At 65.9% G+C, this 21,346-nt stretch carries 22 protein-coding genes; 7 read left to right on the top strand and 15 right to left on the bottom strand.

Going from position 1 to position 21,346, the window contains the following annotated elements; genetic code table 11:
- Positions 1–5 precede the first annotated feature (5 nt).
- From A6F68_RS12770 to A6F68_RS12790, 5 genes are read left to right on the top strand one after another with little or no spacing between them, the layout of a single operon-like run.
- Positions 6–590: a cytochrome b gene (locus A6F68_RS12770; protein ID WP_067680841.1), complete on the top strand. Its 585-nt coding sequence runs from the start codon at positions 6–8 to the stop codon at positions 588–590.
- The gene (locus A6F68_RS12775) at positions 587–1,477 is read left to right on the top strand and encodes a DUF1838 family protein (RefSeq protein ID WP_067680843.1); all 891 of its coding nucleotides are present in this window, start codon (positions 587–589) and stop codon (positions 1,475–1,477) included. The genes A6F68_RS12770 and A6F68_RS12775 overlap by 4 nt, the downstream gene beginning before the upstream one ends.
- Complete coding sequence (locus A6F68_RS12780) at positions 1,474–2,385, top strand: DUF1838 family protein (protein ID WP_067680850.1); 912 nt, start codon at positions 1,474–1,476, stop codon at positions 2,383–2,385. Before A6F68_RS12775 ends, A6F68_RS12780 begins: the two co-directional genes overlap by 4 nt.
- Positions 2,382–2,918 (top strand): VOC family protein, encoded by a 537-nt coding sequence (locus A6F68_RS12785; RefSeq protein WP_067680853.1) that lies wholly within the window; start codon positions 2,382–2,384, stop codon positions 2,916–2,918. The genes A6F68_RS12780 and A6F68_RS12785 overlap by 4 nt, the downstream gene beginning before the upstream one ends.
- Positions 2,915–3,796: an alpha/beta fold hydrolase gene (locus A6F68_RS12790; protein ID WP_067680856.1), complete on the top strand. Its 882-nt coding sequence runs from the start codon at positions 2,915–2,917 to the stop codon at positions 3,794–3,796. Before A6F68_RS12785 ends, A6F68_RS12790 begins: the two co-directional genes overlap by 4 nt.
- Here the strand turns inward: A6F68_RS12790 and A6F68_RS12795 are convergent.
- Genes A6F68_RS12795 through A6F68_RS12830 form a run of 8 tightly spaced genes read right to left on the bottom strand, consistent with a single transcriptional unit; the run spans position 3,793 to position 11,204 of the window.
- Positions 3,793–4,689 (bottom strand): VOC family protein, encoded by an 897-nt coding sequence (locus A6F68_RS12795; RefSeq protein ID WP_067680861.1) that lies wholly within the window; start codon positions 4,687–4,689, stop codon positions 3,793–3,795. The genes A6F68_RS12790 and A6F68_RS12795 overlap by 4 nt on opposite strands.
- A complete protein-coding gene (locus A6F68_RS12800) occupies positions 4,686–5,441 on the bottom strand; it encodes an enoyl-CoA hydratase/isomerase family protein (protein ID WP_067680864.1) in 756 nt (251 codons plus the stop codon). Before A6F68_RS12800 ends, A6F68_RS12795 begins: the two co-directional genes overlap by 4 nt.
- Positions 5,438–6,307 (bottom strand): polysaccharide deacetylase family protein, encoded by an 870-nt coding sequence (locus A6F68_RS12805; RefSeq protein WP_067680867.1) that lies wholly within the window; start codon positions 6,305–6,307, stop codon positions 5,438–5,440. The genes A6F68_RS12800 and A6F68_RS12805 overlap by 4 nt, the downstream gene beginning before the upstream one ends.
- Positions 6,307–7,101, bottom strand: a complete 795-nt coding sequence (locus tag A6F68_RS12810; RefSeq protein WP_067682651.1) for an SDR family NAD(P)-dependent oxidoreductase — start codon at positions 7,099–7,101, stop codon at positions 6,307–6,309. Before A6F68_RS12810 ends, A6F68_RS12805 begins: the two co-directional genes overlap by 1 nt.
- 2 nt (positions 7,102–7,103) lie before the next feature.
- On the bottom strand, positions 7,104–7,409 hold the full coding sequence (locus A6F68_RS12815) for an REDY-like protein HapK (protein ID WP_067680870.1): 306 nt from the start codon (positions 7,407–7,409) through the stop codon (positions 7,104–7,106).
- Positions 7,400–8,566, bottom strand: coding sequence for an amidase (locus A6F68_RS12820; protein WP_067680872.1), 1,167 nt, complete (start codon positions 8,564–8,566; stop codon positions 7,400–7,402). Before A6F68_RS12820 ends, A6F68_RS12815 begins: the two co-directional genes overlap by 10 nt.
- The gene (locus A6F68_RS12825; RefSeq protein ID WP_067680880.1) at positions 8,563–9,918 is read right to left on the bottom strand and encodes a phenylacetate--CoA ligase family protein; all 1,356 of its coding nucleotides are present in this window, start codon (positions 9,916–9,918) and stop codon (positions 8,563–8,565) included. Before A6F68_RS12825 ends, A6F68_RS12820 begins: the two co-directional genes overlap by 4 nt.
- Positions 9,915–11,204 (bottom strand): MmgE/PrpD family protein, encoded by a 1,290-nt coding sequence (locus A6F68_RS12830; protein ID WP_067680883.1) that lies wholly within the window; start codon positions 11,202–11,204, stop codon positions 9,915–9,917. The genes A6F68_RS12825 and A6F68_RS12830 overlap by 4 nt, the downstream gene beginning before the upstream one ends.
- Before the next feature lie 68 nt (positions 11,205–11,272).
- Between A6F68_RS12830 and A6F68_RS12835 the strand changes: the two genes are divergently transcribed.
- Complete coding sequence (locus A6F68_RS12835) at positions 11,273–12,028, top strand: GntR family transcriptional regulator (RefSeq protein ID WP_232308148.1); 756 nt, start codon at positions 11,273–11,275, stop codon at positions 12,026–12,028.
- Positions 12,029–12,030: 2 nt separating this feature from the next.
- Here A6F68_RS12835 and A6F68_RS12840 read toward each other — a convergent pair whose 3' ends face one another.
- The 5 genes from A6F68_RS12840 to A6F68_RS12860 are packed head-to-tail and all read right to left on the bottom strand — an operon-like array spanning position 12,031 to position 16,857.
- Positions 12,031–13,113, bottom strand: coding sequence for a CaiB/BaiF CoA transferase family protein (locus A6F68_RS12840; RefSeq protein WP_067680887.1), 1,083 nt, complete (start codon positions 13,111–13,113; stop codon positions 12,031–12,033).
- A gap of 4 nt (positions 13,114–13,117) precedes the next feature.
- On the bottom strand, positions 13,118–14,329 hold the full coding sequence (locus tag A6F68_RS12845) for a CaiB/BaiF CoA transferase family protein (RefSeq protein WP_067680890.1): 1,212 nt from the start codon (positions 14,327–14,329) through the stop codon (positions 13,118–13,120).
- On the bottom strand, positions 14,326–15,513 hold the full coding sequence (locus A6F68_RS12850; RefSeq protein ID WP_198152607.1) for an acyl-CoA dehydrogenase family protein: 1,188 nt from the start codon (positions 15,511–15,513) through the stop codon (positions 14,326–14,328). The genes A6F68_RS12845 and A6F68_RS12850 overlap by 4 nt, the downstream gene beginning before the upstream one ends.
- Before the next feature lie 17 nt (positions 15,514–15,530).
- Positions 15,531–16,040, bottom strand: a complete 510-nt coding sequence (locus A6F68_RS12855) for a MaoC family dehydratase (RefSeq protein ID WP_067680893.1) — start codon at positions 16,038–16,040, stop codon at positions 15,531–15,533.
- Positions 16,033–16,857 carry an HpcH/HpaI aldolase/citrate lyase family protein gene (locus A6F68_RS12860; protein WP_067680895.1) on the bottom strand — a complete coding sequence of 275 codons (825 nt, stop codon included), beginning with the start codon at positions 16,855–16,857 and terminating at the stop codon, positions 16,033–16,035. Before A6F68_RS12860 ends, A6F68_RS12855 begins: the two co-directional genes overlap by 8 nt.
- 121 nt (positions 16,858–16,978) lie before the next feature.
- Here A6F68_RS12860 and A6F68_RS12865 point away from each other — a divergent pair, with 121 nt between their 5' ends.
- Complete coding sequence (locus tag A6F68_RS12865) at positions 16,979–17,884, top strand: DUF1838 family protein (protein WP_067680898.1); 906 nt, start codon at positions 16,979–16,981, stop codon at positions 17,882–17,884.
- 70 nt (positions 17,885–17,954) lie between these two features.
- On the opposite strand, the gene A6F68_RS12870 is transcribed toward A6F68_RS12865, so the two are convergent.
- Entirely contained in the window at positions 17,955–20,549 is a 2,595-nt protein-coding gene (locus tag A6F68_RS12870) for a TonB-dependent receptor (protein WP_198152608.1), read from the bottom strand.
- A gap of 93 nt (positions 20,550–20,642) precedes the next feature.
- On the bottom strand, positions 20,643–21,326 hold the full coding sequence (locus tag A6F68_RS12875) for a hypothetical protein (protein ID WP_067682660.1): 684 nt from the start codon (positions 21,324–21,326) through the stop codon (positions 20,643–20,645).
- Between the last annotated feature and the right edge of the window lie 20 nt (positions 21,327–21,346).

Genomic DNA, 21,346 nt, shown 5'->3' on the forward strand with positions numbered 1-21,346 from the left:
CGCCGATGCCCGCCGGCAACACCGATAAGGCCTGGGGGAGCGTCGCCAAGACGCTCCACTGGGTCATCGCGGCGCTGATCATCTTCACCTCGATCTTCATCCTCCACGTCAACGATTCGACCTGGTGGTTCAAGTCGAGCCCGATGGTGTTCATCACCTACATCCACTGGCACAAGGCGCTGGGTATCATCGCCTTCGTGCTGATCGTGCTGCGCATCGTCTGGCGGCGCCGCAACCCTGTGCCGCAGACGGCGCCGCTGACCGTGCGCGAGAAGCTGTGGAGCCACCGCGTCCACATCGCGATCTACGTCCTGATGATCGCGGTTCCGGTGACCGGTTTCCTCGCGTCGAGCTTCTTCGGCAGCGGTACCAAGTTCTGGGGACTGTTCGAGATCCCCTCGCCGCTACCCAAGTGGAAGTTCGGCGTGGCGGTGGGGTACTGGGCGCACTTCGTGCTGGCCTGGACCCTGCTGACCCTTGTCGCGGGGCACATCGGGGCCGCGCTCTATCATCACTTCGTCCGCAAGGACCGCACGCTCATCGCGATGCTGCCCGGCGGATCTTCCGGCAACGAGGAACACAATCAATGATCGCCCGAACCCTGATGCCCCTGTTGGCCGCAGCAGCGATCACGGCTGCGCCGGCCGATGCCCGCCGCCTCGATCCCGCGAAGGCCGAGGATGCGCTGGCCATCATGCAGAAGACCATCTGCTCGACCAAGGAAGGCGAAACCGTCATCCACTGGTGGAAGGGCGGGATGTTCAGCCGGGTAGAGGGCGAAAAGGATCGCAAGCTGTTCGACCTGCAAGGCATGAACATCCGCCAGTGCCAGAACCTGAAGGATCCCAAGCGCGGGCCCGGCTTCCGCGCGGTCAGCCGCGAGATCATGCTCCATCTCGATCCCGAGACGGGCAAGATCATGGATCGCTGGACGAACCCGTGGACTGGCGAAGACCTGGAAGTGATCCATGTCGCCAACGACCCCGTGAACATGCGGAACCCGATGTTTGCGTACCGCGCCGACGGAACCCCGATGACCGCCGACCTCACGGTAATGCGCGGGCGCGCGTTCCGCACGGGCAACACGCCGCTGTTCTACGAAAATCCTCTTGGCGGCGAATTCCAGGAGTGGGTCGGCGGCAAGTATCACGCGCAGGAAATGGGTGCCGACTTCTTCTATGCCGACGACTTGTTCGACAGCACGCGGAGCATGCCGGAACACCACTCGCTCAGCTGGACCCGGCTGTCGGGCTGGCTGCCGTGGATGAAGATGGGAGACCGCAACGGGGTAATCTACACGGCCACCGTCGGGGGGCGCACCGACAGTCTCGACAAGCTGCCCGAGCCGATGCGGACGATCCTGAAGGAACGGTACCCGCAATACCTCGCTCCCCCGCCGCTTGACGACACGCGCCCCAACGAGACGAGCTGGGAAGTCTTCAAGAAACGCAAGGGTGCCAAGGGAGAGACGAAATGATCCGCGCAGCCCTGCCCCTCGTCGCCGCGCTCGCGCTCTCGATGCCCGCCGCGGCCCAGCAGCTCGATCCGAAGAACCCTGACGACGCGTTCCGCATGAACACCAAGCAGTTCTGCTCGCTGAAGGAAGGCGAGTGGGCGGTCCATTACTGGGAAGGCACCGTCTACAGCCGCATACGCGGGGAGAAGGACCGCCACCTGCTCGACGTCGCAGCGATGAGCATGCGTCAGTGCAAGCCGTTCTCCGATCCGGTCAAGGGCCCCGGCTCGCGCAGCGTCAATCGGGAAATCGTGTTTTACATGGAGCCTGGCACCAAGAAGGTGCTCGACACCTGGAAGAACCCCTTCACCAACGAAGAGGTCGAGGTGGTCCATGTCCACAACGACCCCGTGAATGCCCGCGCGCCCTCCTATGCGCGCAACGACGATGGGTCGCCCCGTGCGGAGTTCGACGACTTCGTGATGGACGGATACGCCTATTCGGGCGGCGGCGCGGCTCTGCTGTTCTACGACAACCCTCTCGCGGGCGACTATCAGGACTTCGTCGGCAACAAGTACCAGGCTTCCGAATTCCTCACGGCGGTTATGCCGATGGCCGACGTCCTCGACGCCAAGGCCACCCGGGTGCGCGACAACGTGTTCTCGTGGGGCCGGATCAGCCGCTGGATGCCGTGGATGAAGATGGGCGGTCGCGAGGGTCTGCTGGTCCACTACATGGGCGGACTGCGGCTCGACAGCTACGACCAGTTACCGGACTGGATGAAGAAGGAAGTCGAAACGCGCTTCCCGGTCTACACCACCCCGCCGCCGGTCGACGACACCCGTCCCAACGAGACGAGCTGGACGGTGTTCAAGAAGCACATCGACGAAAAGCGCGCAGCCGAAGCCGCCAAGCCCAAAGCCGAATGAGGGCCTTGCTCGCCGCGCTGGTACTGCTCGCCGCCGCCCCGGCGCTGGCGCAAGCGGCACCGGCCGGCGGCAAGAGCGACGGTACGGTCATGCGCCGTACCACGCTGCTGGTGCACGATATCGACCGTTCGGCCCGCTTCTACGAAATCCTCGGCTTCGCGAAATGGTACGTCGGAAAGCCCGGCACAGTGCGCGAAGGCGGTTTGCCGGTGAAGGGCGTGAAGGTCGGCGACCCGAGCCGTTTCATCATCATGAAGGGCAAGGACCCCTATCTCGGGATGATCGGACTGCTCCAGTACGGGCCCAAACGGAAGCCGGCGAAGTTCGCGCTGCGCGTCGGTGATCCAGTGCTGATGATAGAGATCGCCGGCATGGACCGGGTGGCTGCAACGCTTGCCGCAGAAGGCTTCGCGATCCACAAGGCGCCCGAGACGACGCGTGTGGAGAGCGTCGGCAGCGCATGGGATGCCAAGTTCATGTTCGCGATCGACCCCGATGGCCACATGCTCGAGCTGACCGAGCGGCTCAATTGATCCGCCGCCGGGACGTCCTGACCGGCGGCCTTGCCATGATGGCGGGTCTTGCCGCACCGGCACTCGCCCTGCCCGAGCCTGCGGGACAAGTGCGCCGCAGCTATCTGGACGGTCCTTTCGGACAAGTGCACGTGCGCATCGCCGGCAAACACGAAAAGGCACCTCCGCTCGTCTTGCTCCACCAGACCCCCCTCTCGGGCCGGATGTTCGAGCGTATCATGCCCGCATTGGCGCTCGACCGTCTGGTCGTCGCGGTCGACACGCCGGGTTACGGAGAGAGCGACCGGCCAGAGGAGCGACCATCGCTCGCGGGCTATGGCGATGCCATCCTCGCAGCTCTCCGCCCGCGCTTCGGCAAGCGGTTCGACATGCTCGGCTATCACACAGGAGCGGTGATTGCGGCGGACCTCTCTGCGCGCACCAGCGCGGTGCGGCGCCTGGTGTTGGTCTCATTCCCGCTTTTCGGGACCGAGCGCCGCGAGGCGTTGCTTGCGCAACTGGCAGCACCCGAGGAACCTTATTCCGACGACGGCTCGCACCTGCTGCCGATGTGGAAAGGCACGATGTCCGTCCGCCCGAAGGCGCAGTCGATGGACGATGCGGCGCGTCTCGTCGCCGAGAAGTTGCGTCCCGGCCCTTATCGCGAATGGGCGCTGCTCTCCGCGATGGAGCGCGACCTGGCGCCCATGCTCGCGGCGATCCGGGTTCCCACGCTTGCAGTCGCGCCGCACGACGGTTTGCAGGATGCGACAAAAGACGCCGCGCGTCTGGTGCCCGGGAGTGACTTTGCCGACCTGCCGGACGCCGGTTACGGCCTGTTCGACGCCGCGCCGGATGCAATCGCTGGCCTGGTCACCCCCTTCCTCGACAGGCGCTAGGCTTCGGCGATCTCCACCAGCTCGACCAGTTCGCCCGCCGCGCCCACGGTCGTCGCGCTACGCCGCCCGCGATAGAGCGGCGCGCCGTGCACCTGCGGCGGCACGATCCACGCGCAATCGCATCGGTCGAGATCGGCAACCGCCAGGCTGACCAGCGCGTTCCCGGGCGGCAACTTTCCATCACGACGTGGTCGGACCGATGCCTGCGGAGGGTAATCGTCGATCTCGACGATGGGCATGCGGCCATTCTGGATCATCGTCAGTCCCGATGTCGTGCCCGCCGGCAGCCCGAACGCGCGGTTGATCATCGTGTACTCGATCACGTAGCTCGCGCCCTCGTCGAAGCCGAGCCGGTCGCGGTACCACGCGACGCTCGCCGCCCGATCCGGCGTGCCGAGGATCACGATGAAAAGGTGATCCACCGGAGACTTGGCCTTGGGCATGTCGTTGGTCGGCGTGTCCGCGCGACTCTCGTTGAGGTAGATCATTTCGCCGCCGGTCCCCACGACCTGCATCGCGACGAAGTAGGGAAGTCCGGGTATCTCGCGCGGCGGGCCGACCACCTCGAACCCGCTTCCCGCGAGCCTATCCGGCCAGTCGAACACGTCCTCAACGGTGATCTCGAACGAGTTCCAGCCATATGTGGTCGTCGGACGATAGCCGGGCGGCATCGGCTGTTCCACCAGCCGGAGAAAGCAGTGCGATCCGCTCGTCGGCCGCAGCGTCGCCATGCGGCTCGCGGCATTGCCCTGACACCCCCAGCTTTCCGCCAGGGCCTCGCCGACCGTGTTCTCTTCGACGAGCGACAAGCCGAGCAGGTCGCGATAGTCCGCGAGCGCCGCGTCGAGATCGGGCACCGTCACCACCCCGCCGACGATCGCGCCCGCCTTCATCGCTCGAACCGGGCCTTGCGCTTGGCGAGAAAGGCACCGACGCCCTCGCGGAAGTCGCTGCCCTGGAACGCACCGGCAAAGGTGGTCCATGTATAGTCGTCGTCCTCGGACTGGCCGTCGCCGACGCGGCGGACGAGCTCCTTGGTTTCGCGCACCGAGAACGGCGAGACGGCCGCGATCGCGTCGACCATCTCGCCCGGACCGTCCGCGATCGCTTCGACCAGCCCAATGCGATGGGCTTCGGCGGCGCCGATGATCGCACCCGTAAACATCAGCCGCTTGGCCTGCCCCGGCCCGATCAGGTCGACGAGCAATTTCACGTCGTGGAGCGGGTAGATGAGGCCGAGCTTCGCCGGGGTTACCGCGAACCGCGCGGCGGGCGTTGCAACGCGCAAGTCGCACGCCACCGCCAGTCCGCACCCGCCGCCGATGCAATCGCCCTCGACGAAGGCGACCGTCGGCAGCGCCGCTCGAGCGACCGCGCGCTGGGTGCGATTGATGGCGTGCTGGCTCTCGGTAAGCCAGTCCACGTCGTCGGCATGCGCCATGAATTCGCCGAGGTCGGCCCCGGCGCAGAACGGCCCGGGCTCGGCGGCGCGCACCACCAGCACCTTGACCGAGCGGTCGGCCACCGCCTGCTCGACGAGGCCGGGCATCGCCAACCACATGTCCTGAGTCATCGAATTGCGCTTCGCCGCACGGTCGATCACGAGGTGCGCCGCCTCCCCGTGACGCTCCAGCCGCACACTCATGCCAAATCGACCGCGGCGAGGTGGTCGGCGATCGCCTTGCGGGTGGTGACCCATACGCTGTCACCATGCTGCGCGACGTAATCGAGGAAGGCCTCCAGCGCCCAGATGCGCCCTGGCCGCCCGATTATGCGCAGGTGCAGACCGACGCTCATCATCTTCGGGTTGCCTGCCTCGCCCTCCTTCATCAGTTGGTCGAAATTACGCTTCGCATACGTCAGCCAGTCGTCCGGCGAATAGGCCGGGTCGGTCCAGAACTTCATGTCGTTGGTATCGACCTGGTAGGGCACGATAGCGATCGGCCGTCCCGGCACCGTGTCCCGATCCCAGAACGGCACGTCGCCGCTGAAATCATCCATGTGATACGAAAAGCCCTCCTCGACCAGCAAACGCCGGGTGTTGTCGGTGAGGAGATAGCGGCTGAGCCAGCCGTAGGGCCGGACGCCGCAGGTTTTCTCGATGCTTTGCACGGCCTGCCGGATGAAGGCGCGCTCGGCCTCCTCGTCCATGCGGAACTGGTGGATCCAGCGGTAGCCGTGGCTGACCGGCTCGTGCCCCAGATCGACTATCGCACGGGCGAGCTCGGGGTGGTTTTCCAGACTTTGCGCCGCAACCGTCCAGCTCGCCGCGAGGCCACGGTCCTTCAGCAGCCTCACGACCCGCGGCGCGCCGGCCTTGATGCCGTAGAGGTAGTTCGATTCGTTGGCGTAGTTGCGGATCGCGCCCTTCACGAACACACCCAGTTCGTCGACGGGCTCCATCCCCTTGTCGCCGCGCGCGACCGATTGCTCGGACCCTTCCTCGACATTGACGACCAGCGACAGCGCCAACTTCGCGCCGTTCGGCCAGTCGATGCGCTCCTCTTGCATCAGTGCATTTCCTCGCCGCCCGAGACGTTGAGCGCCTCGCCGGTCACGTATACCGCTTCGTCGCTGGCGAGCCATGCCACCGCGCTCGCGGTATCGCTTGGCAGGCCGGGGCGGCCCATCGGGTTTTTCGCCGCCATGTTGGCGAGGTAGGCCTCCACGGTCGGAAAGCCGAGGAGCTTGGAGAAATACTCGTTTTGCTCAGCCCCGAGCGCGGTTGTCACGTGGTTGGGACACACCGCGTTGACGGTGATGCCGTGCGCACCGAGTTCGACCGCCGAGGCCCGCGTCAGGCCGATCATGCCGTGCTTAGAACTGACGTAGGCGGGAAGATGCGGGAACCCGGTCTTGGCGGCCTGGCTGGCGATGTTCACGATGCGCCCTCCCTCGCCGCGCCGGACCATGTCCTTTGCCGCAGCCTTCGTGCAGTAGAACGCGCCCGACAGGTTGACCGCGATGACCTTGGCCCAGTCGGCCGGATCGACATCGAGGAACGGCTTCATCATGAAACCGATGCCGGCGTTGTTGACCATTACGTCGACTGCGCCGAACTCCGCCGCCGCTGCCACCACGAGCGCATCGCATTGCGCCGGGTCGGAGACATCGCAAGCGATCGCGATGGCCTGCGCTCCGCGTCCTCGCAATTCTTGGGCAACCTCCTCGGCCTCGTCGCCGATCCTCACGTCGGAAACGACGCAGTTCGCGCCCTCGTCGGCGAAACGCTGGAGGATGCCCTGCCCCAGCCCCTTGTGGCGCCCCGAGCCGGTGACGACCACGGTCTTGCCTGCGAAGCGCATGGTCACAGGTCTTCGGTCAGGATGAAGACCGGGTTGTCGGCGAACTCGCCGAAAGCCGCCGCGACCTTCTGGAACTCGGGATCGGACACGTCCGCCACGAAATCGTCCATGCCGTGGATATCGATCACCTCGATGTAGTCGTAGGGCGGCTTCGCATCCGACCCGAATACTCCGGTCGAGCGGTGGACGGTGAACCCGCGCACGCTGCCGAGCGCATTGACGCCGGGAATGTCGGTCCCGCGCGCCCAGGCCTCGTAGTCCTCGCGGCTGGCGCCGTCCTTGAGGTTGAACAGGCAGACTATGCGCATTGCGGTTCTCCTTGGAATGCAGGCGGGGCGACGAAGCCTCCGAGCGCGGGTTCGATGCGGCGAGCGAGATCGATCAGGCCGGGCTCGCTTCCCGCCGGGCCGATGAGTTGAACGCTAAGCGGAAGGCCGCTGTCGTCGCGGCCCGCGGGACAGGCCAGCGCGGGCAGTCCGGCAACGTTCGCGAGACCTGTGAACAGTGGCTGGGACGCAGGCGGGCGCGGGGTATGCGCGAAGGCAACCTGTGGCGCGGTCGGGAGGACCAGCACTCCATCTTCGCCCAGCGCCTCGACAATGGCCGATTTCGCGCGAGCGAGCAGTTCCTCGTCGAAGGGCATGCCCAGCGCCGCATTGATGACGAAGTGCAACTCCTTCGAGATGCCGTCGCCGTCGATGTCAGGGCCAAGGTCTTCCGCGATCGCACGGCCGATTCCGGCGAAGGCGGCAAGGCGGATCGATTCGAGCGAGGCAGGTAGCTCGACCTGCCCGCGCGGAAGGTCAATCGCGGCGAGCGCCCTCCGCCAGGCGTCGCGGACCTGCGGCTCGAGCTCCACGCCGGAAGGGTCGGCGAGGGTAAAGGCGCGCTGAAACTGCACCGCTTCGCCCGGCCGGTCGGCGATCGTCCGCCAGCCGGCCGCCAATGTGTCGAGGTCGCGCGCCAGCGGGCCGATCGCATCGAGCCGGGCGTCGAGCACTACCAGGCCGTCCTGCGGCACCGCGCCCGCGGTCGGCTTGAGGCCGTAGACCCCACAATAGGCCGCCGGGATGCGGACCGACCCCAGCGTGTCTGTTCCGAGCGCAAGGTCGCACAGGCCCGCCGTCACCGCAGCGCCGCTGCCGCCCGACGAACCGCCCGGGGTAAAGCCTTCGCGGTGCGGGTTGATAGTGCGGCCGTAGAACGGGTTGTCGGTGGTCGAGCCGAGCGCGGCCTCGTGCATGTTGAGCGTGCCGAGGATCGCCGCGCCCGCCCTGCGGAGGCGCGCGACAACCTCTGCATCGCGCTCTGCGATGATGCCACGGCGCAGGCCCATCCCGGCGGTCCACGGCAGGCCCGCGACCGCGATATTCGATTTGATGCCGACACGAACGCCAGCCAGCGGGCCGTTGCCGGGTGCCGCGTCCGGATCGGTGTCGACGAAGGCATTAAAACGATCGCTCACAGACCGCGCTCGTCAATCAGGCGCAAGGGCTTCTGGCGTACGTCGACCTGCGTTGCCGCTGCCGTGCCACCTGGCTCGCAAAGCACCACCTCAACCTCCACACCGAGGCCGCGTCGCAGCAGTTCCGCGATCTGCCCCACGTCGCTGCCACCGCGACTTTCAAGCTCGACTTCCATGCTGTCGCGCCCGCCTGCATCGCGGCGGATGCGGCAGACGTATTCGCCGGTGAGGTCGGCACGGTCCTCTATCAGTGCGGCGACTGCGTGCGGAAACACGTTGATCCCGCGCAGCTTGACCATGTTGTCGCTGCGCCCCTCGAAACCCGCGATGCGCTTGAACGCGAGCTCGCCGCGGCCCGCCAGTTCGTGGGTCACATCATGGGTGTTGAAGCGGATGCAGGGCGCCACGTCGTCCTTGTAGAGGCAGGTGACGACCATGTCCCCGGTTCCGCCAGTATCGACCGGAGCGCCGCTGTCGACGTCGAGCAGTTCGAGGTAGTGCGCGTCTTCCCACACGTAGAGCCCGTCACGGTCCGGGCCCTCGCCGGCGATCGATCCGGTGTCTCCGACCCCGTACCAGTCGTAGGCCTTCGATCCCGGCCAGACGCGTTCGATCGCCGCGCGGTCCTCGGTGCCGAGGTGGCCGATGATCACCCGCAGGGGGATTTGGTCTTTGACGCCCTCCGCCTCGGCGACCTCGGCCAGCTTGCGGATGTAGTCGACGAAGCCCACCGCCACCGTCGCGCCGAAGTCGGCCATCAAGCGCACCTGCTGCGCTGATCGCGTCTCGACGCCTGTACCCGCGGACAGGAACAACGCGTTGGTGAAGTGGGTCACCGCCTCGCGGATGTAGTGCCCACCGTTGATCATGCCGTGGCCGTAGACCGAGTGGACGACGTCGGTGTGGTCGATCCCGATCCAGCGATACATGCGCGCGACGAGCAGGTTGCCGACCTCGCGTCCCTTTGGGCCGAACAGCAGCACCTGCGGTCGCCCGGTCGTGCCGCTGGTGGTGTGCATGACCACCGGCGATTCCCCGCGTCCGTGGAAATCGCCGAGCGGCGGGTGTTCGGCGATCGAGGCCATCAGGTCCGACTTGTCGTATGTTGGCAGCCTGGCGATGTCGGCCAGGCCCGCGATGTCGCCCGGTTCGATACCCTGCGCGCCCCAGAGCCTGCGGTAGAAGGGAATTTCCCAGCCCCGCTTCATCAGGGTGCGGAAGCGCACGTCTTGCAGCGCGAAGAGCTCGTCGCGGCTCATACCCGCATATCGCGCGGTGAAGGCGTCGCCGATCGGATAATCTTCGAGCAGCCGCCGCACGTCGAGCGTTTCGAGGTAGGTCGGATGGCTCATGCGTTCACCAGATAGCCGATCGGGTCGTCGAAAATGCGCGGGTCGCACGTCCGCGACGCGAGTTCGCGGCAAAGGCCGTACTTCGCCGCCGACTGTCGTGAATCGAGCAAGCGCTCCGGGGAGCCGAGAGTGACGGGAATGGCGATGTCCCTTCGCTCGCCGTCCGCGAATTCCACCTCGACGCGCTGCGGCGCCATCGCATTGGGGTCGTCGTTGCCGTCGTCGCGGATTTCCACCCGCGTGGCGAGTGCGGCGAGTGCCGGGTCGGCGAACGCATCGGGCGTAAAGCGCCGCGGGTCGATCGCTCGCTCGGTCAGCATCAGGGCGCAGAGGAACGGCAGGCACAGCCGCGCATACGCAGGCGTCATGTCGGGCCTGTGGGGCCGGTCGACCAGATGGCGGATCAACGGGGGGACATGGGCGACGACCTTCGCCACCTCGCGGTTCTCAAGGTCCGCAAGCGCGCCCAGCACGGCATGGCTCGCCCGGCCCGAGGGGTAAGGCTTCACGCACATCTCGGCGATGCGCCAGCGACCGAGATCGCGAGTGTAGTCCTCGAGATTACCGTCCTCGAACAGCGCGAAATGGCCGAATGGCCCCTCGAACGGATCGTGCGGGCCGGTCAGACCGTTCTTGACGAGATCGACCGCATGGATCGCGCCGCGAGCGGCGTTCGCGAACTGGAGCGGCAGCGCGATCGACCCCTCCGTGTGCGCCTGCATGGTCCCCGCGGCATGCGCATGCGCGAGGCCCAAAACGTCGGCAAACTGCGCCTCGTCCAGACCCTCTATCCGCGCGACAGCAGCGGCGGCGCCGTAGATGCCGGTGATGGCGGGGCGGAAGAAGCGGAGCGGACTGCTCGCCGCAACGCCCAGCCCGGCTGCGATATCCACGCCGACCGCGATGGCCGCCATGGCATCGTCCGGTTGCACCGGCGCTTCGGCCCGGTCGATTGCGGCAAGCACTGCCGGAACCACCGCGGTCATCGCGTGGACCACCGCGCCCTCGTGGACCGCGTCCCATTCGAGGCAGTGCATCGCAAAACAGTTGACGTAGGCGGCGCCGTTTGCGGGCAAGCGCGCGTGGGCATCGCCGACCAGGCGGCAGGCCGCGCCCTCGCCCCAGCCTTTCGCGGTGGCGAGTACGCCATCAAGTCCCGGTCCGCTCCAGCCGGCAGCTCCGACGGCCAGCGTATCTGCAACGAAACGCTCGGTCGCAGCGCGCACTTCGGCCGGCAAGGCGTGGCGGGCGGCGGCAAAGGCGACGAGGTCGGAGGTTGCGCTCATCGACCGGCCTCGCCATAGCGAAGCGACGAAGGGTTCCCCGCGGACAGGCGGCGAACCGGGAGACGAAATTGACCCAGCCGGCCGCGCTTGCCGAACGTCGCGAACCCCCGCGCTACCTCCAGCTTGCGGGCGAACTGCGCAGCCAGATCATGGCGGGCAAGTTTGCCGCGCGCGATGCGTTTCCCACCGAAAGCGAACTCTGCCAGCAGTACGGCGTCAGCCGGTTCACCGTGCGCGAAGCGCTGCGGCGGCTGCAGAACGAAGGCCTCATTTCGCGCAAGCGTGGTTCGGGCACGGTCGTCCAGCCAGCGGCGGCGCGCGGCGGGGCGCTGCACCAACCGCTGTCGAACGTCGGAGAAATCCTCCAGTACGCGCGCGACACGCAGGTCGCCTACGAGCCGAAGGGCAAGGGCGCGCTCCCGCGCAAGGTTGCCGAGCAGATCGCCGCCGACACCGCGGGCCACTGGACGGTTTTTCGCGGCACCCGCCGCCACGAGGGCGACGCGCTGCCGATCGCAGTGATCGACGCCTATTTCCACCAGCGCCTGGATGATGCGGTCGCTCAATTCGACCTCGGCGCCGGCACCTTGTTCTCGCAGATCGAGGCATTCGCCGGGGTCACGGTCGGCACCGTCACGCAGGATATCCAGGCGGTCGCCGCGCCGTCCGATGTCGCCGAGGCACTCGGCATCGCCCGCCGCGCACCGGTGCTGCGCATCCTGCGCTGCTACCACGACCCCGCGGGCAAGCTGTTCGAGATTTCGGTCAGCCACCACCCGGGCGACCGGTTCGCCTACTCGATGCATATCGACGTGGACGGCTGACATCAGCGTTCGTCCAGGTCGGGCACGTGGCCCGGCACCCAATCCGGTTCGGACGCGAAGCGGATCGGCGGAGCGAGATGGTGACGGCCCTCGTGCTCGACGAGCAGCCCGCGTTCGGCGAAATGCGGCGCGTCGAACGCCTCGCGAAAGTCGAGAACCGGCGAGAAGGCGACATCCTTGTCGGCGAACCATTCGACCCACTCGTCGCGCGTGCGGCTGGCGAAGGTTTCGCGCAGGAAAGCGATGAGTTCGCCCTGCTCGCCCGCGTCGCGCTCGGCGATGGGGATCAGATCCGGCCGATCCAGCGCGGTCATCAGGTTGGTCACGAACTTCATCTCGCGCGCGCCCAGCACCACGTGACGCTCGTCCGAGGTGCGATAGACCTGGTAGAACGCCGCGCCGCCGAGCGAGCGCTGGCGGGCCGAGACCGGCGGCTCCCCGCCCGCGATCGCGCTGCCCGCGTGATGCGCGCACCACAGCATCATGCTGTCGAACATCGCACAGTCGATATAATCGCCCTCACCGGTCTTCTCGCGCCCGATAAGGGCCATCAGGATTGCCGACAGCGCAGTCAGACCCGCAGCCATGTCCGCTCCCGGCACGCCCGGCACGACCGGGGTTCCGTCGGTCCCGTCATTGACGCTGAGAAATCCCGAGAGCGCCTGCACCGCGAGGTCGTGCGCCGGGTGATGTGCCAATTCTCCCTCCTGCCCGAAGGCGGAGATCGAGCAATAGACGATAGCGGGATTGAGCGCCCGGACCGCGGCGTAATCGAACCCCAGACGCTTCATCACGCCGGGCCGGAAACCCTCGACGAAAACGTCGGCTTCGCGGCACAGGTCGGCGAGTTCGGCCTTGCCCGTCTCGCTCTTCAGGTCGAGCACGCGGCTTTCCTTGCCGCGGTTGAGGTTGGCGTACCACACCGAGTGGCCGTTCTCGAACGGCGCCTGGCTGCGGGTGGGATCGCCGGCCGCGGGCTCGATCTTGATCACCCGCGCGCCCTGGTCGGCCATCATCACCCCGAGCATCGGCCCGGGAAGAAACTGCGTCAGGTCGATAACGGTCAGCCCGCTCAGCTTTCCCATCGGTTCAGACGACGCCTCCGGCGCGCAGTTGCGCTACTTCATCCGGGTCGTAGCCGAGTTCCTCGAGAATCGCATCGTTGTCGGCGCCCAGCAATGGCGCAGCGCGGTTGGGCAACCGCTTGCCGTCGATCTTCAGCGGGCTCGCAAGCACGGTCACGCTCTCGCGGTCGGGATGGTGGACGGTGTCCCGCATTCCGATCGTGTCGAGCCATGGATTGTCGAGCGCCTGGTCCAGCTCGTAAACCGGGGCGACCGGGACGTGTCCTTCGAGCAAGCGCTGCCAGTGCGCCATCGGCTGGGCCGAGAAATGCGCGTCGAGGATTTCGGTCAGCTCGGCCCGATTGGCCAGCCGGTCGGCATTGGTTGCGAAGCGCGGGTCGCCGGCCAGCGCGTCCAGACCCACGCGGTCGATCATGATCGTCCAGAATTTGGGCAACTGGCACATGACGAACAACCATCCGTCGCGCGCGCGAACCGTCTGGCTCGGCGTGGCGTTGGGATGCGCCGAGCGCGGGGTCCGGCCGGTCTTCGTGCCGTGGTTCATGTACCACAGTGCCGGGTAGCTCGTCTGGTGGATGGCGGAGGCAAACAAGTCGGTATCGACGTCGCGCCCCTTGCCGGTGCGCTGGGCATCGACAAGCGCTGCCAGGAAGCCCGTCGCAATGATCGTGCCGGAGATGAAGTCGACCATCGACAGGCCCATCCGCTGGGGCTCGCCGTCCGGATCGCCGGTGAGCGCCATGTAGCCGGCCTCGGCCTGCATCAGGTAGTCGTATCCCGGCCAGCGCGCGCGATCGTTGTCCCGCCCGTAGGCGGAAAGGTGCGCGCAGACGATCGCCGGGTTCACTTCGGACAGCGCGCCGTACGTCAGACCGAGCCGGGCCGGCAGGTCGCCGCGCAGGTTGTTGACCATGCCGTGCGCCGTGGCGACGAGACGGTGCAGCACTTCCTGGCCCGCAGGCGCGTTGAGATCGAGCGTCAGCGATTTCTTGTTGAGGTTGAAGCCCTGGAAGTAGAGGCTCTCGCCTTCGCGCAGGAAATGCGGACCGACCGAACGCGCGGTGTCGCCGCCACCTTTCCCGTCCTTGCGCGGCGGCTCGATCTTGATGACCTCGGCGCCAAGTTGGGCGAGGAACATCGTACCATAGGGTCCCGCCCCGTACTGTTCGGCGCTGACGATCCGGAATCCGGTCAGGGGCAGGCGGTCCGCGCTCACGCCGGATTCCGCTTGACCCACTGCTTGCTGATGATGATCCGCTGCATCTCGTTGGTCCCCTCACCGATGCACATCAGCATGCTGTCGCGATAGAAGCGCTCGATGTCGTACTCCTTCGAGTACGAGTAGCCCCCGTAGATCCGCATCGCTTCCTGGCTGTTCGCCACCGCCGCTTCGGAGGCGAAGTACTTGGCCATGCCGGCCTCCATGTCGCACCGCTCGCCGCGATCGTAGGCTTCCGCCGCATCCAGCGTGAGCAGCCGCGCGGCGCGCGCGCGGGTGACCATCTCGCCGATCTTGAGCTGGATCGCCTGGTGTTCCGAAATAGGCTTGCCCATCGTCTCGCGCTGCTGGGCGTACTCGGTGGCCAGGCGCAAGCTGCCTTCGGCCAGCCCCACGCCGCGGGCCGCCACGTTGATCCGGCCGAGCTCGAGCCCGCCGGTCGCCTGGAAGAAGCCCTGCCCCTCTACACCGCCGATGAGCTGGTCGGCGGGCAGCACGTAGTCCTCGAAGATCAGCTCGGCGCTGTCGATCGACTTGTATCCCAGCTTCTCGAACTTCTTGCCGGTGGCGAACCCGTCGCGCTTGTCGGCGATGAACAGGCTCATGCCCTTGTACCGGGGGTTGGCGTCCGGGTCGGTCTTGGCGAGCAGCGCAAACGCCGAGCCGTTGAGCGCGTTCGAAATCCAGGTCTTGGTGCCGTTGAGGACGTAGTGATCGCCATTTTTCCTGGCGACCGAGCGGATCGCTTGCAGATCGGTGCCGGCGTTGGGCTCGGTCAGCGCGAGCCCGCCGCGGATCTCGCCTGCGGCCAGCTTGGGCAACCACTTGGCCTTCTGCTCGGGCGTTCCGAACCGCTCGATTGCGGCCGCCATGATGAGGTGCGAATTGAAGATGCCGGTGATCGCCATCCAGTAGCTGGAAATGCGCATGACGATCTTGGCATACGTCGTCGCGGGCAGCCCCAGGCCGCCGTATTCCTGCCCGATGGTCGCGCCGAACAGGCCCAGCTCGACCATCTCGTCGACCAGTTTGGCGGGCCACTTGTCGGCATGGTCGTGTTCCATGACGACCGGAATGACCGAGCGTTCGAGCCAGCGGTCGATTGCTTCGAGGAAGGCTTCCTCTTCATGCGGGTCGATGGTGCGGCCTTGATCGGCCATCAGGACGGGCGCGGTGGCCACGGCGGTTCTCCTGCTTGTCAGTCGTCGTTGGGGCCGCAGCCCCGCTTCCACACCAGCACGGTGCGCTTGTAATGGCTTACGACCGTGCCGTCCTGGTTCTTGCCCACGGTCTTGAAGGTGACGATCCCCTGGTCGGGGCGGCTCTTGCTCTCGCGCTTGTCCAGCACCTCGCTCTCGCAATAGAGCGTGTCGCCGCAGAACAGCGGGTGGGTCATCCGCACCTCGTCCCAGCCAAGGTTGGCGATTGCCTTGCCGCTGGTGTCGGACACGCTCATACCGGTCATCAACGCGATCGTCAGCGGGCTGACGACGAGCGGCTTGCCGAATTCGGTCTTCTTGGCAAATTCGTAGTCGAAGTGCGCCGGGTGCGTGTTCATCGTCAGCAGCGTGAACCACACGTTGTCGGCATCGGTGATCGTCCGCCCGGGACGGTGCTCGTACACGTGACCCACCTCGAAATCCTCGAAGTAGCGGCCCTGCACTTCACGGAAGCGTCCCGGTGCGACTTCCCTTACCCCTTCACGCATTCACGATGTCCTTGCTGCGCGCGAGTACCGCGCGGTAATGCTTGACCAGCGGCGCCTCGAGCATGCGCCCGTTGTGACGAATGGCTTGCTGACCGCCCTCATCGTAGGCGCGCAGCGCTTCGGCGGCTTCGTTGATCTCTTTTTCGGATGGCGCAAAGGCCTTGTCGATCGCGGGGACCTGCGCCGGATGGATCGCTGCCTTGGCCGCAAAACCAAGCGCCTTTGACCGTGCGCATTCCTCGGCCAGCGCGTCCTCGTCCTCGAGTCTGACGAACGGCACGTCGATCGCCGGAACAAGGGCTTCGGCGCAGGCAAGCAACAGTTGCTGGCGTGCCACGAGCAGCGGCTCCCAGGCCAGCTTGACGCCGAGCTCGGCCGCGAAGTCGCCTCCGCCGAACATCACCGCCGCCACTTTCGGCGCGCGGGCGATGTCCAGGGCGTTTCGTAATCCGCGCGGCGTCTCGATAAGGGGCACGAGCAATGGGCATCGCTCGCCCAGCGCTCCAGCCACGATCTCGAGGTCGCGCGCATGCTCGGCCATCGGGATCAAGAGCATTCCGGGCAGCCGGTCCGCACCCACGAGCATTCCCAGGTCGGCGATTCCCGCCGCAGTCGCGACGGCGTTGATCCTTACCGCGAAGTGATCGCCGTCTTCGCCCACAGCCTCGACCGCCGCCTCGCGAGCGGACTCCTTGTCGCCATCCGCAACCGCGTCTTCGAGGTCGATGACGGTCACCCCCGCGCCCGCCGCGCGCGCCTTGGCAAAGCGGTCGGGACGCGATCCCGGCACGAACAAAAGGCTGGTAGCGGCGAGCATTCGGCGGTGCCTGGTTCCCCTGTGTGCGACCCGAGTTGCACTTGCCCCTTCACAATTTGTCCGGACAAATCTAAAGTCAAGCCGAAAGCGCGCGATGCGCGGATTTCTGGGAGATTCTGACATGAGCAAAGCGAAATTCTTGGCTGCGGTGGCGCTCGGTGCGACGCTGGCCACGCCTGCGCTGGCGCGGCAACTCGATCCATCGGTCCCCGCCGACGCGCTTGAGATTTCGAAGCGCGTGCAATGCGGCGAGGCGGACGGCAAGCCCGCGGTCTACCACTGGCAGGGCAATGTCTATTCGCGTGTCGCCGGCGAGCCGGACCGGTTGCTGTTCAAGGGCGAAGGCATGAACATCCGCACCTGCACGACCGTCGAGGATCCCAAGCGGGGCAAGGGCTGGCGCCTCGTTAGCCGCGAGATCATGCTCTACCTCGATCCCAAGACCGGCGAGGTCCTGCGCAAGTGGGACAACCCGTGGACCGGCGAGACGGTGGATGTGATGCACATCGCCAACGACCCGGTGAATCAGCGTCCGAGCTTTCCCATCAATGCCGACGGGACGCCCTACGCCAACGCCTCGCTGCGGCGCGAAGGCCGCTGGTTCTTCATGCCGTTCGAAGTGCCGCTGTTCTATACCAACCCGCTCGGCGGCAAGTACCAGGACTGGACGGGCGGCAAGTACCACGCGATGGAGATCTTCGACTTCGCGTTCGACGCGGACGAGATGCTCGATACGAAGAACAAGACGGCCTACCCGATCGTCAGCTGGGTGCGCATCTCGGACTGGATGCCGTGGATGAAGATGCGCGGGCGCCAGGGTCAGATGGTCTTCAACGCCATGGGCAACAAGCTGACCGGCTACGACGAACTGCCGGCTGTCCTCAAGGATGAGATCGCGCTCAATTACCCGGCCTATACGACAGCGCCGCCGGTGGATGACGCCCGTCCCAATGAGACGACCTGGACCGTCTTCATGAAGTGGGTCGACGACAAGATGCCTGCTGCCAAGCCTTCGGGCGGCCACTGAACGGGCTAACAAGGAAAAAGGGGCGGGTGCCGCAGCGGCGCCCGCCCCTTTGTTTTGCCCCCTGCACAGGTCAGAAGTTGAAAGTCGCCTCCGCACCGAATGTCCGGCCCTTGCGCAGCGTGCCGAAGAAGGCGCGCGGGGCGCCGGTTTCGATCACTGCCGGGCGGCCATCGAACGTCACGGTGTTGGCTGCCGGGAGCCCGGTCGTGCCCGCGCCATAGCGATAGTCGAACCAGCGGGTTGCGAGCGGGATGGTGTCTTCGTCAGTCAGGTTGCGACCGAATACCGAGATCGTGAATCGGTCCGTGCGATACCCCAGCCGCGCATTGACCAGGAAGGTGTCGCCAGTCTTTGCCAGATTGTGGACCTGCACGTACTTCGATGCCTCGAGGCTCCAGTTCGTGTTGAACCACAGCGATCCCGCGGCCGATAGCGGCAGCTCGTAATCGAGAGAACCGTTAGCGATCCACGGGCTGCCGAGCGGCAGCCGGTTGCCCGAAATGTCGCACAGGGCGAGGCCGGCAGCGGTCGGATTGCGGGTGTCGAAGTTCGGCCGCAATCCACCGGAATTGAGGATGAACTGATCGGCATCGCACCCCGACGTGAAGTGCGCGTCGACGTACGAAATGCCCATGGTGACGTTGAGATCGCGCGTGGGCGCCATCTGCAGCTCAAGTTCGAAGCCCGACGCCCGCCCATCGCCCTGGTTGGTCACGACCGAGTTGATCGCGCCGGTGCCGTTGGGATTGGGAATCGCGCTGGTGAGCTGGATGCTCGAGAGCGTATTGCGGAATGCCGACGCGGCAACCCGGAGCCGGCGATCGAGCGCATCGAACTTGGTGCCGATCTCGAAGCTCTCGACCTTTTCCGGCAGGTATTGGACCAGCGGCTGGCCAAGTTGCGCGGTGGCGGTCACGCCAGCGCCGCCGTTGAAGCCGCCTGGCTTCCGACCGCGCGCGTAAATGCCGTAGACCAGCAGACCACTCGGGAAGAGATAGTCGACCGTGATGCGCGGATCGGTCCCGGTTTCCTTGAGTGCGGGCTGGCAGAGCGTGGCGGTCAGATTGGTGAACCCCTCCAGCCCCGCATAGCCTGCGCAGAACGGCGCCGTGACCGAACTCGAATAATCGAGCTGGCGCTTGCGTTCGACCTGGTGGCGAACCTCACCGGTGATTGACAGGCCCTCCACCGGCTCGACGGTGAGCGAGGCGAAGATCGCCCTGTCCTCGAGCCAGTTGAACGACGAGCCGAGCGTGCCGAAGGGATCGCCTTGCAGCGGGTTGGCGAACGTAAGGTCGCGGCCTTCCTGCACCTGCTTGAAATAGTAGAGGCCTACGAGACCACGGATCGGCCGATCCTGCGGAGTGGCGAGGCGCACCTCCTGGCTGAAGTCCCACGAATCCTTCGTATTCGTGTTGGCGAATGCAGGCTCGCCCACCGGTCCGCCGAAGTAGAAGAACGAATCCGAGTGATCGGAATCGGTGCCGAAGCGGTTCTTGTTGTCGCGGTACCCGGTCAGGCTGCTCAGCACGAAGCCGGAACCGCCGATGTCCCAGTCCGCAACCTGCGATGCGTACCACTGGCGGTTGTAGATCCCGTCGAAGGCCGTGCCATCCCGGGTGATCGTTGCGCCCGGAAACGAGGGAACTCCGGGGATGAACGACGTGATTGCGGGGAACACCACGGTCGTTTCATCGGTGTTGAGCGCAACGTTATCGGGTTGCGGCTTGATTGTGCCGCAGAAGTACTGGTTGGTGTTGGTCGAGGTCCCGAGTGTCGCCGGCACGTAAGGGAGGAAGATCGATCGCGAGCGGTAGCGCGGCGAGCGAAAACCCGGCTGACAGTTGTTGAATGCGGCGCCTTGCAGGAAGATCGCCAGCGGCCCGTCCCGATCGCGCTGGTAAGACAGGCGCTGGCGCACCTTGACGTCGCCGCCGTTGTCCCAGTCGAGCGTCAGGTAGCCGCTCGTGGTCTTTTCCTGTCCGACCTTCTTGCCGGTGAGGCGGTTGGTGTACTCCCCGCCGTATTCGTAGTGGCGGCCGCCCACGCGGAAGCCGAGCAGGTCCGGGATCAGCGGCCCTGAAACCGAGCCGGCGAGCTGGAATTCGTTGTGTTCGGCCACCGTCGCCCGGCCTGAAGCCGTGAACGTGTCGCTTGCCGCCTTGGTGATGTAGTTGATCGCGCCGGCATAGGTATTGCGTCCGTAGAGCGCGGATTGCGGCCCCTTGATGATCTCCACCCGTTCGATCGAGAGAGGGTCGAACCCCTGGATGTCGCCCTGGTAATAGATGCCGTCGACGAAATAGGCTGCACCCGTTTCGACCCCGAACTGGACGTTGGCGAGCACGTTCGACTGACCGCGAATGACCGGGCGGTCGGACGACCGGCCGAACGCCTGGCTGAAGCTGATGCCGGTCGCGGTCCGGGCGAAGTCGTCGATCGAATTGAGGCCCTGTTCGGCGATGGTTTCGGACGTCACGGCCGATACCGCGATCGGAGCGGTCGAAAGCGTTTCCTCGGTCTTGCGCGCGGTGACGATGATTTCCTTGATGCCGCCATCGTCGTCCGCTGGCTGGGTCGTATTGGAAACGGCTTGGGCATAGGCGGCCTGAGAACCGAGCGCCGTCGCGCACAGCAGCGTGGCCCGAACAAAAGTCCGCATCATCGATGTCCTCCCTGGACCGGACCTCTGGGGTCGGGTCTTCTGATTCCAATTTGTCCGGACACGGTGCGCCATGTCAATATGTCCGGACAAATTTCATATGAGCGCCTTGGTCGAACCCAAGTACGAAGTGGCCAGCAACAATAGATAAGTCGTCCAGACCCAGACCCGGGTGCGGTCCATCGTCCGGCGCAATGGCACCTCGGTCTCGTCGCTCGAGCCTTGGGTGAGGACAGCGGCGAGCTGTGCCCCGACCGGTTTGAACGAGACGTCGATCATGATGGCCGCCACGAAGATCAGGCCGAACAGCAGTGCCTTCCAGGCAAGCCACGGCGCCGCGATCGGATCGCCGAGCAGCAACGATTGTCCGCCGAGCCAGAGATAAAAGGCGGCGAGCGCATAGCGGATCCATCCCTCGATCCGCCGGTTGCGCGCCGCGCGCGGTGTCTGGTCGTGATTGTGCGCGTCCCACACCAGCCAGAGCCAGACGCCGCCGACGATCCAGCCTGCCCAGAGCAGCCAGCCGGGCACTTCCCACCAACCGCCCATGGCCGAAACGCTGAGCGACAGCGGCACCATCAGCGCCCAGGCGCTGCGCGGAGTCATGTCGACCAGCACCAGCAGCTTGAGCAACGCGATGCGCTGGTCGAGCGTGTAGCGGTCGCGCTTGCGGAAATGCTGGCCGAGCAGGAACACCCCCACGTCCGCCCCCAGCCACAGCACGAAAAGCAGCAAGTGTACGTAGACGAGCGTCGGGTAGGCCAGGTCGGTCAGGGTCACGAATCGCACTCCCGCATAAT

The sequence above is a fragment of the Tsuneonella dongtanensis genome, from assembly GCF_001698205.1.
Lineage (GTDB): Bacteria > Pseudomonadota > Alphaproteobacteria > Sphingomonadales > Sphingomonadaceae > Tsuneonella > Tsuneonella dongtanensis.

Coding starts and splice junctions, on each gene's coding strand:
- A6F68_RS12840 (WP_067680887.1), bottom strand. CDS start 13,113: ATGGGAAAGCTGAGCGGGCTGACCGTTATCGACCTGACGCAGTTTCTT.
- A6F68_RS12770 (WP_067680841.1), top strand. CDS start 6: ATGCCCGCCGGCAACACCGATAAGGCCTGGGGGAGCGTCGCCAAGACG.
- A6F68_RS12805 (WP_067680867.1), bottom strand. CDS start 6,307: ATGCAAGAGGAGCGCATCGACTGGCCGAACGGCGCGAAGTTGGCGCTG.
- A6F68_RS12795 (WP_067680861.1), bottom strand. CDS start 4,689: ATGAAGGCGGGCGCGATCGTCGGCGGGGTGGTGACGGTGCCCGATCTC.
- A6F68_RS12785 (WP_067680853.1), top strand. CDS start 2,382: ATGAGGGCCTTGCTCGCCGCGCTGGTACTGCTCGCCGCCGCCCCGGCG.
- A6F68_RS12830 (WP_067680883.1), bottom strand. CDS start 11,204: ATGAGCGCAACCTCCGACCTCGTCGCCTTTGCCGCCGCCCGCCACGCC.
- A6F68_RS12855 (WP_067680893.1), bottom strand. CDS start 16,040: ATGCGTGAAGGGGTAAGGGAAGTCGCACCGGGACGCTTCCGTGAAGTG.
- A6F68_RS12775 (WP_067680843.1), top strand. CDS start 587: ATGATCGCCCGAACCCTGATGCCCCTGTTGGCCGCAGCAGCGATCACG.
- A6F68_RS12815 (WP_067680870.1), bottom strand. CDS start 7,409: ATGCGCATAGTCTGCCTGTTCAACCTCAAGGACGGCGCCAGCCGCGAG.
- A6F68_RS12825 (WP_067680880.1), bottom strand. CDS start 9,918: ATGAGCCATCCGACCTACCTCGAAACGCTCGACGTGCGGCGGCTGCTC.
- A6F68_RS12870 (WP_198152608.1), bottom strand. CDS start 20,549: ATGATGCGGACTTTTGTTCGGGCCACGCTGCTGTGCGCGACGGCGCTC.
- A6F68_RS12800 (WP_067680864.1), bottom strand. CDS start 5,441: ATGAGTGTGCGGCTGGAGCGTCACGGGGAGGCGGCGCACCTCGTGATC.
- A6F68_RS12780 (WP_067680850.1), top strand. CDS start 1,474: ATGATCCGCGCAGCCCTGCCCCTCGTCGCCGCGCTCGCGCTCTCGATG.
- A6F68_RS12865 (WP_067680898.1), top strand. CDS start 16,979: ATGAGCAAAGCGAAATTCTTGGCTGCGGTGGCGCTCGGTGCGACGCTG.
- A6F68_RS12810 (WP_067682651.1), bottom strand. CDS start 7,101: ATGCGCTTCGCAGGCAAGACCGTGGTCGTCACCGGCTCGGGGCGCCAC.
- A6F68_RS12860 (WP_067680895.1), bottom strand. CDS start 16,857: ATGCTCGCCGCTACCAGCCTTTTGTTCGTGCCGGGATCGCGTCCCGAC.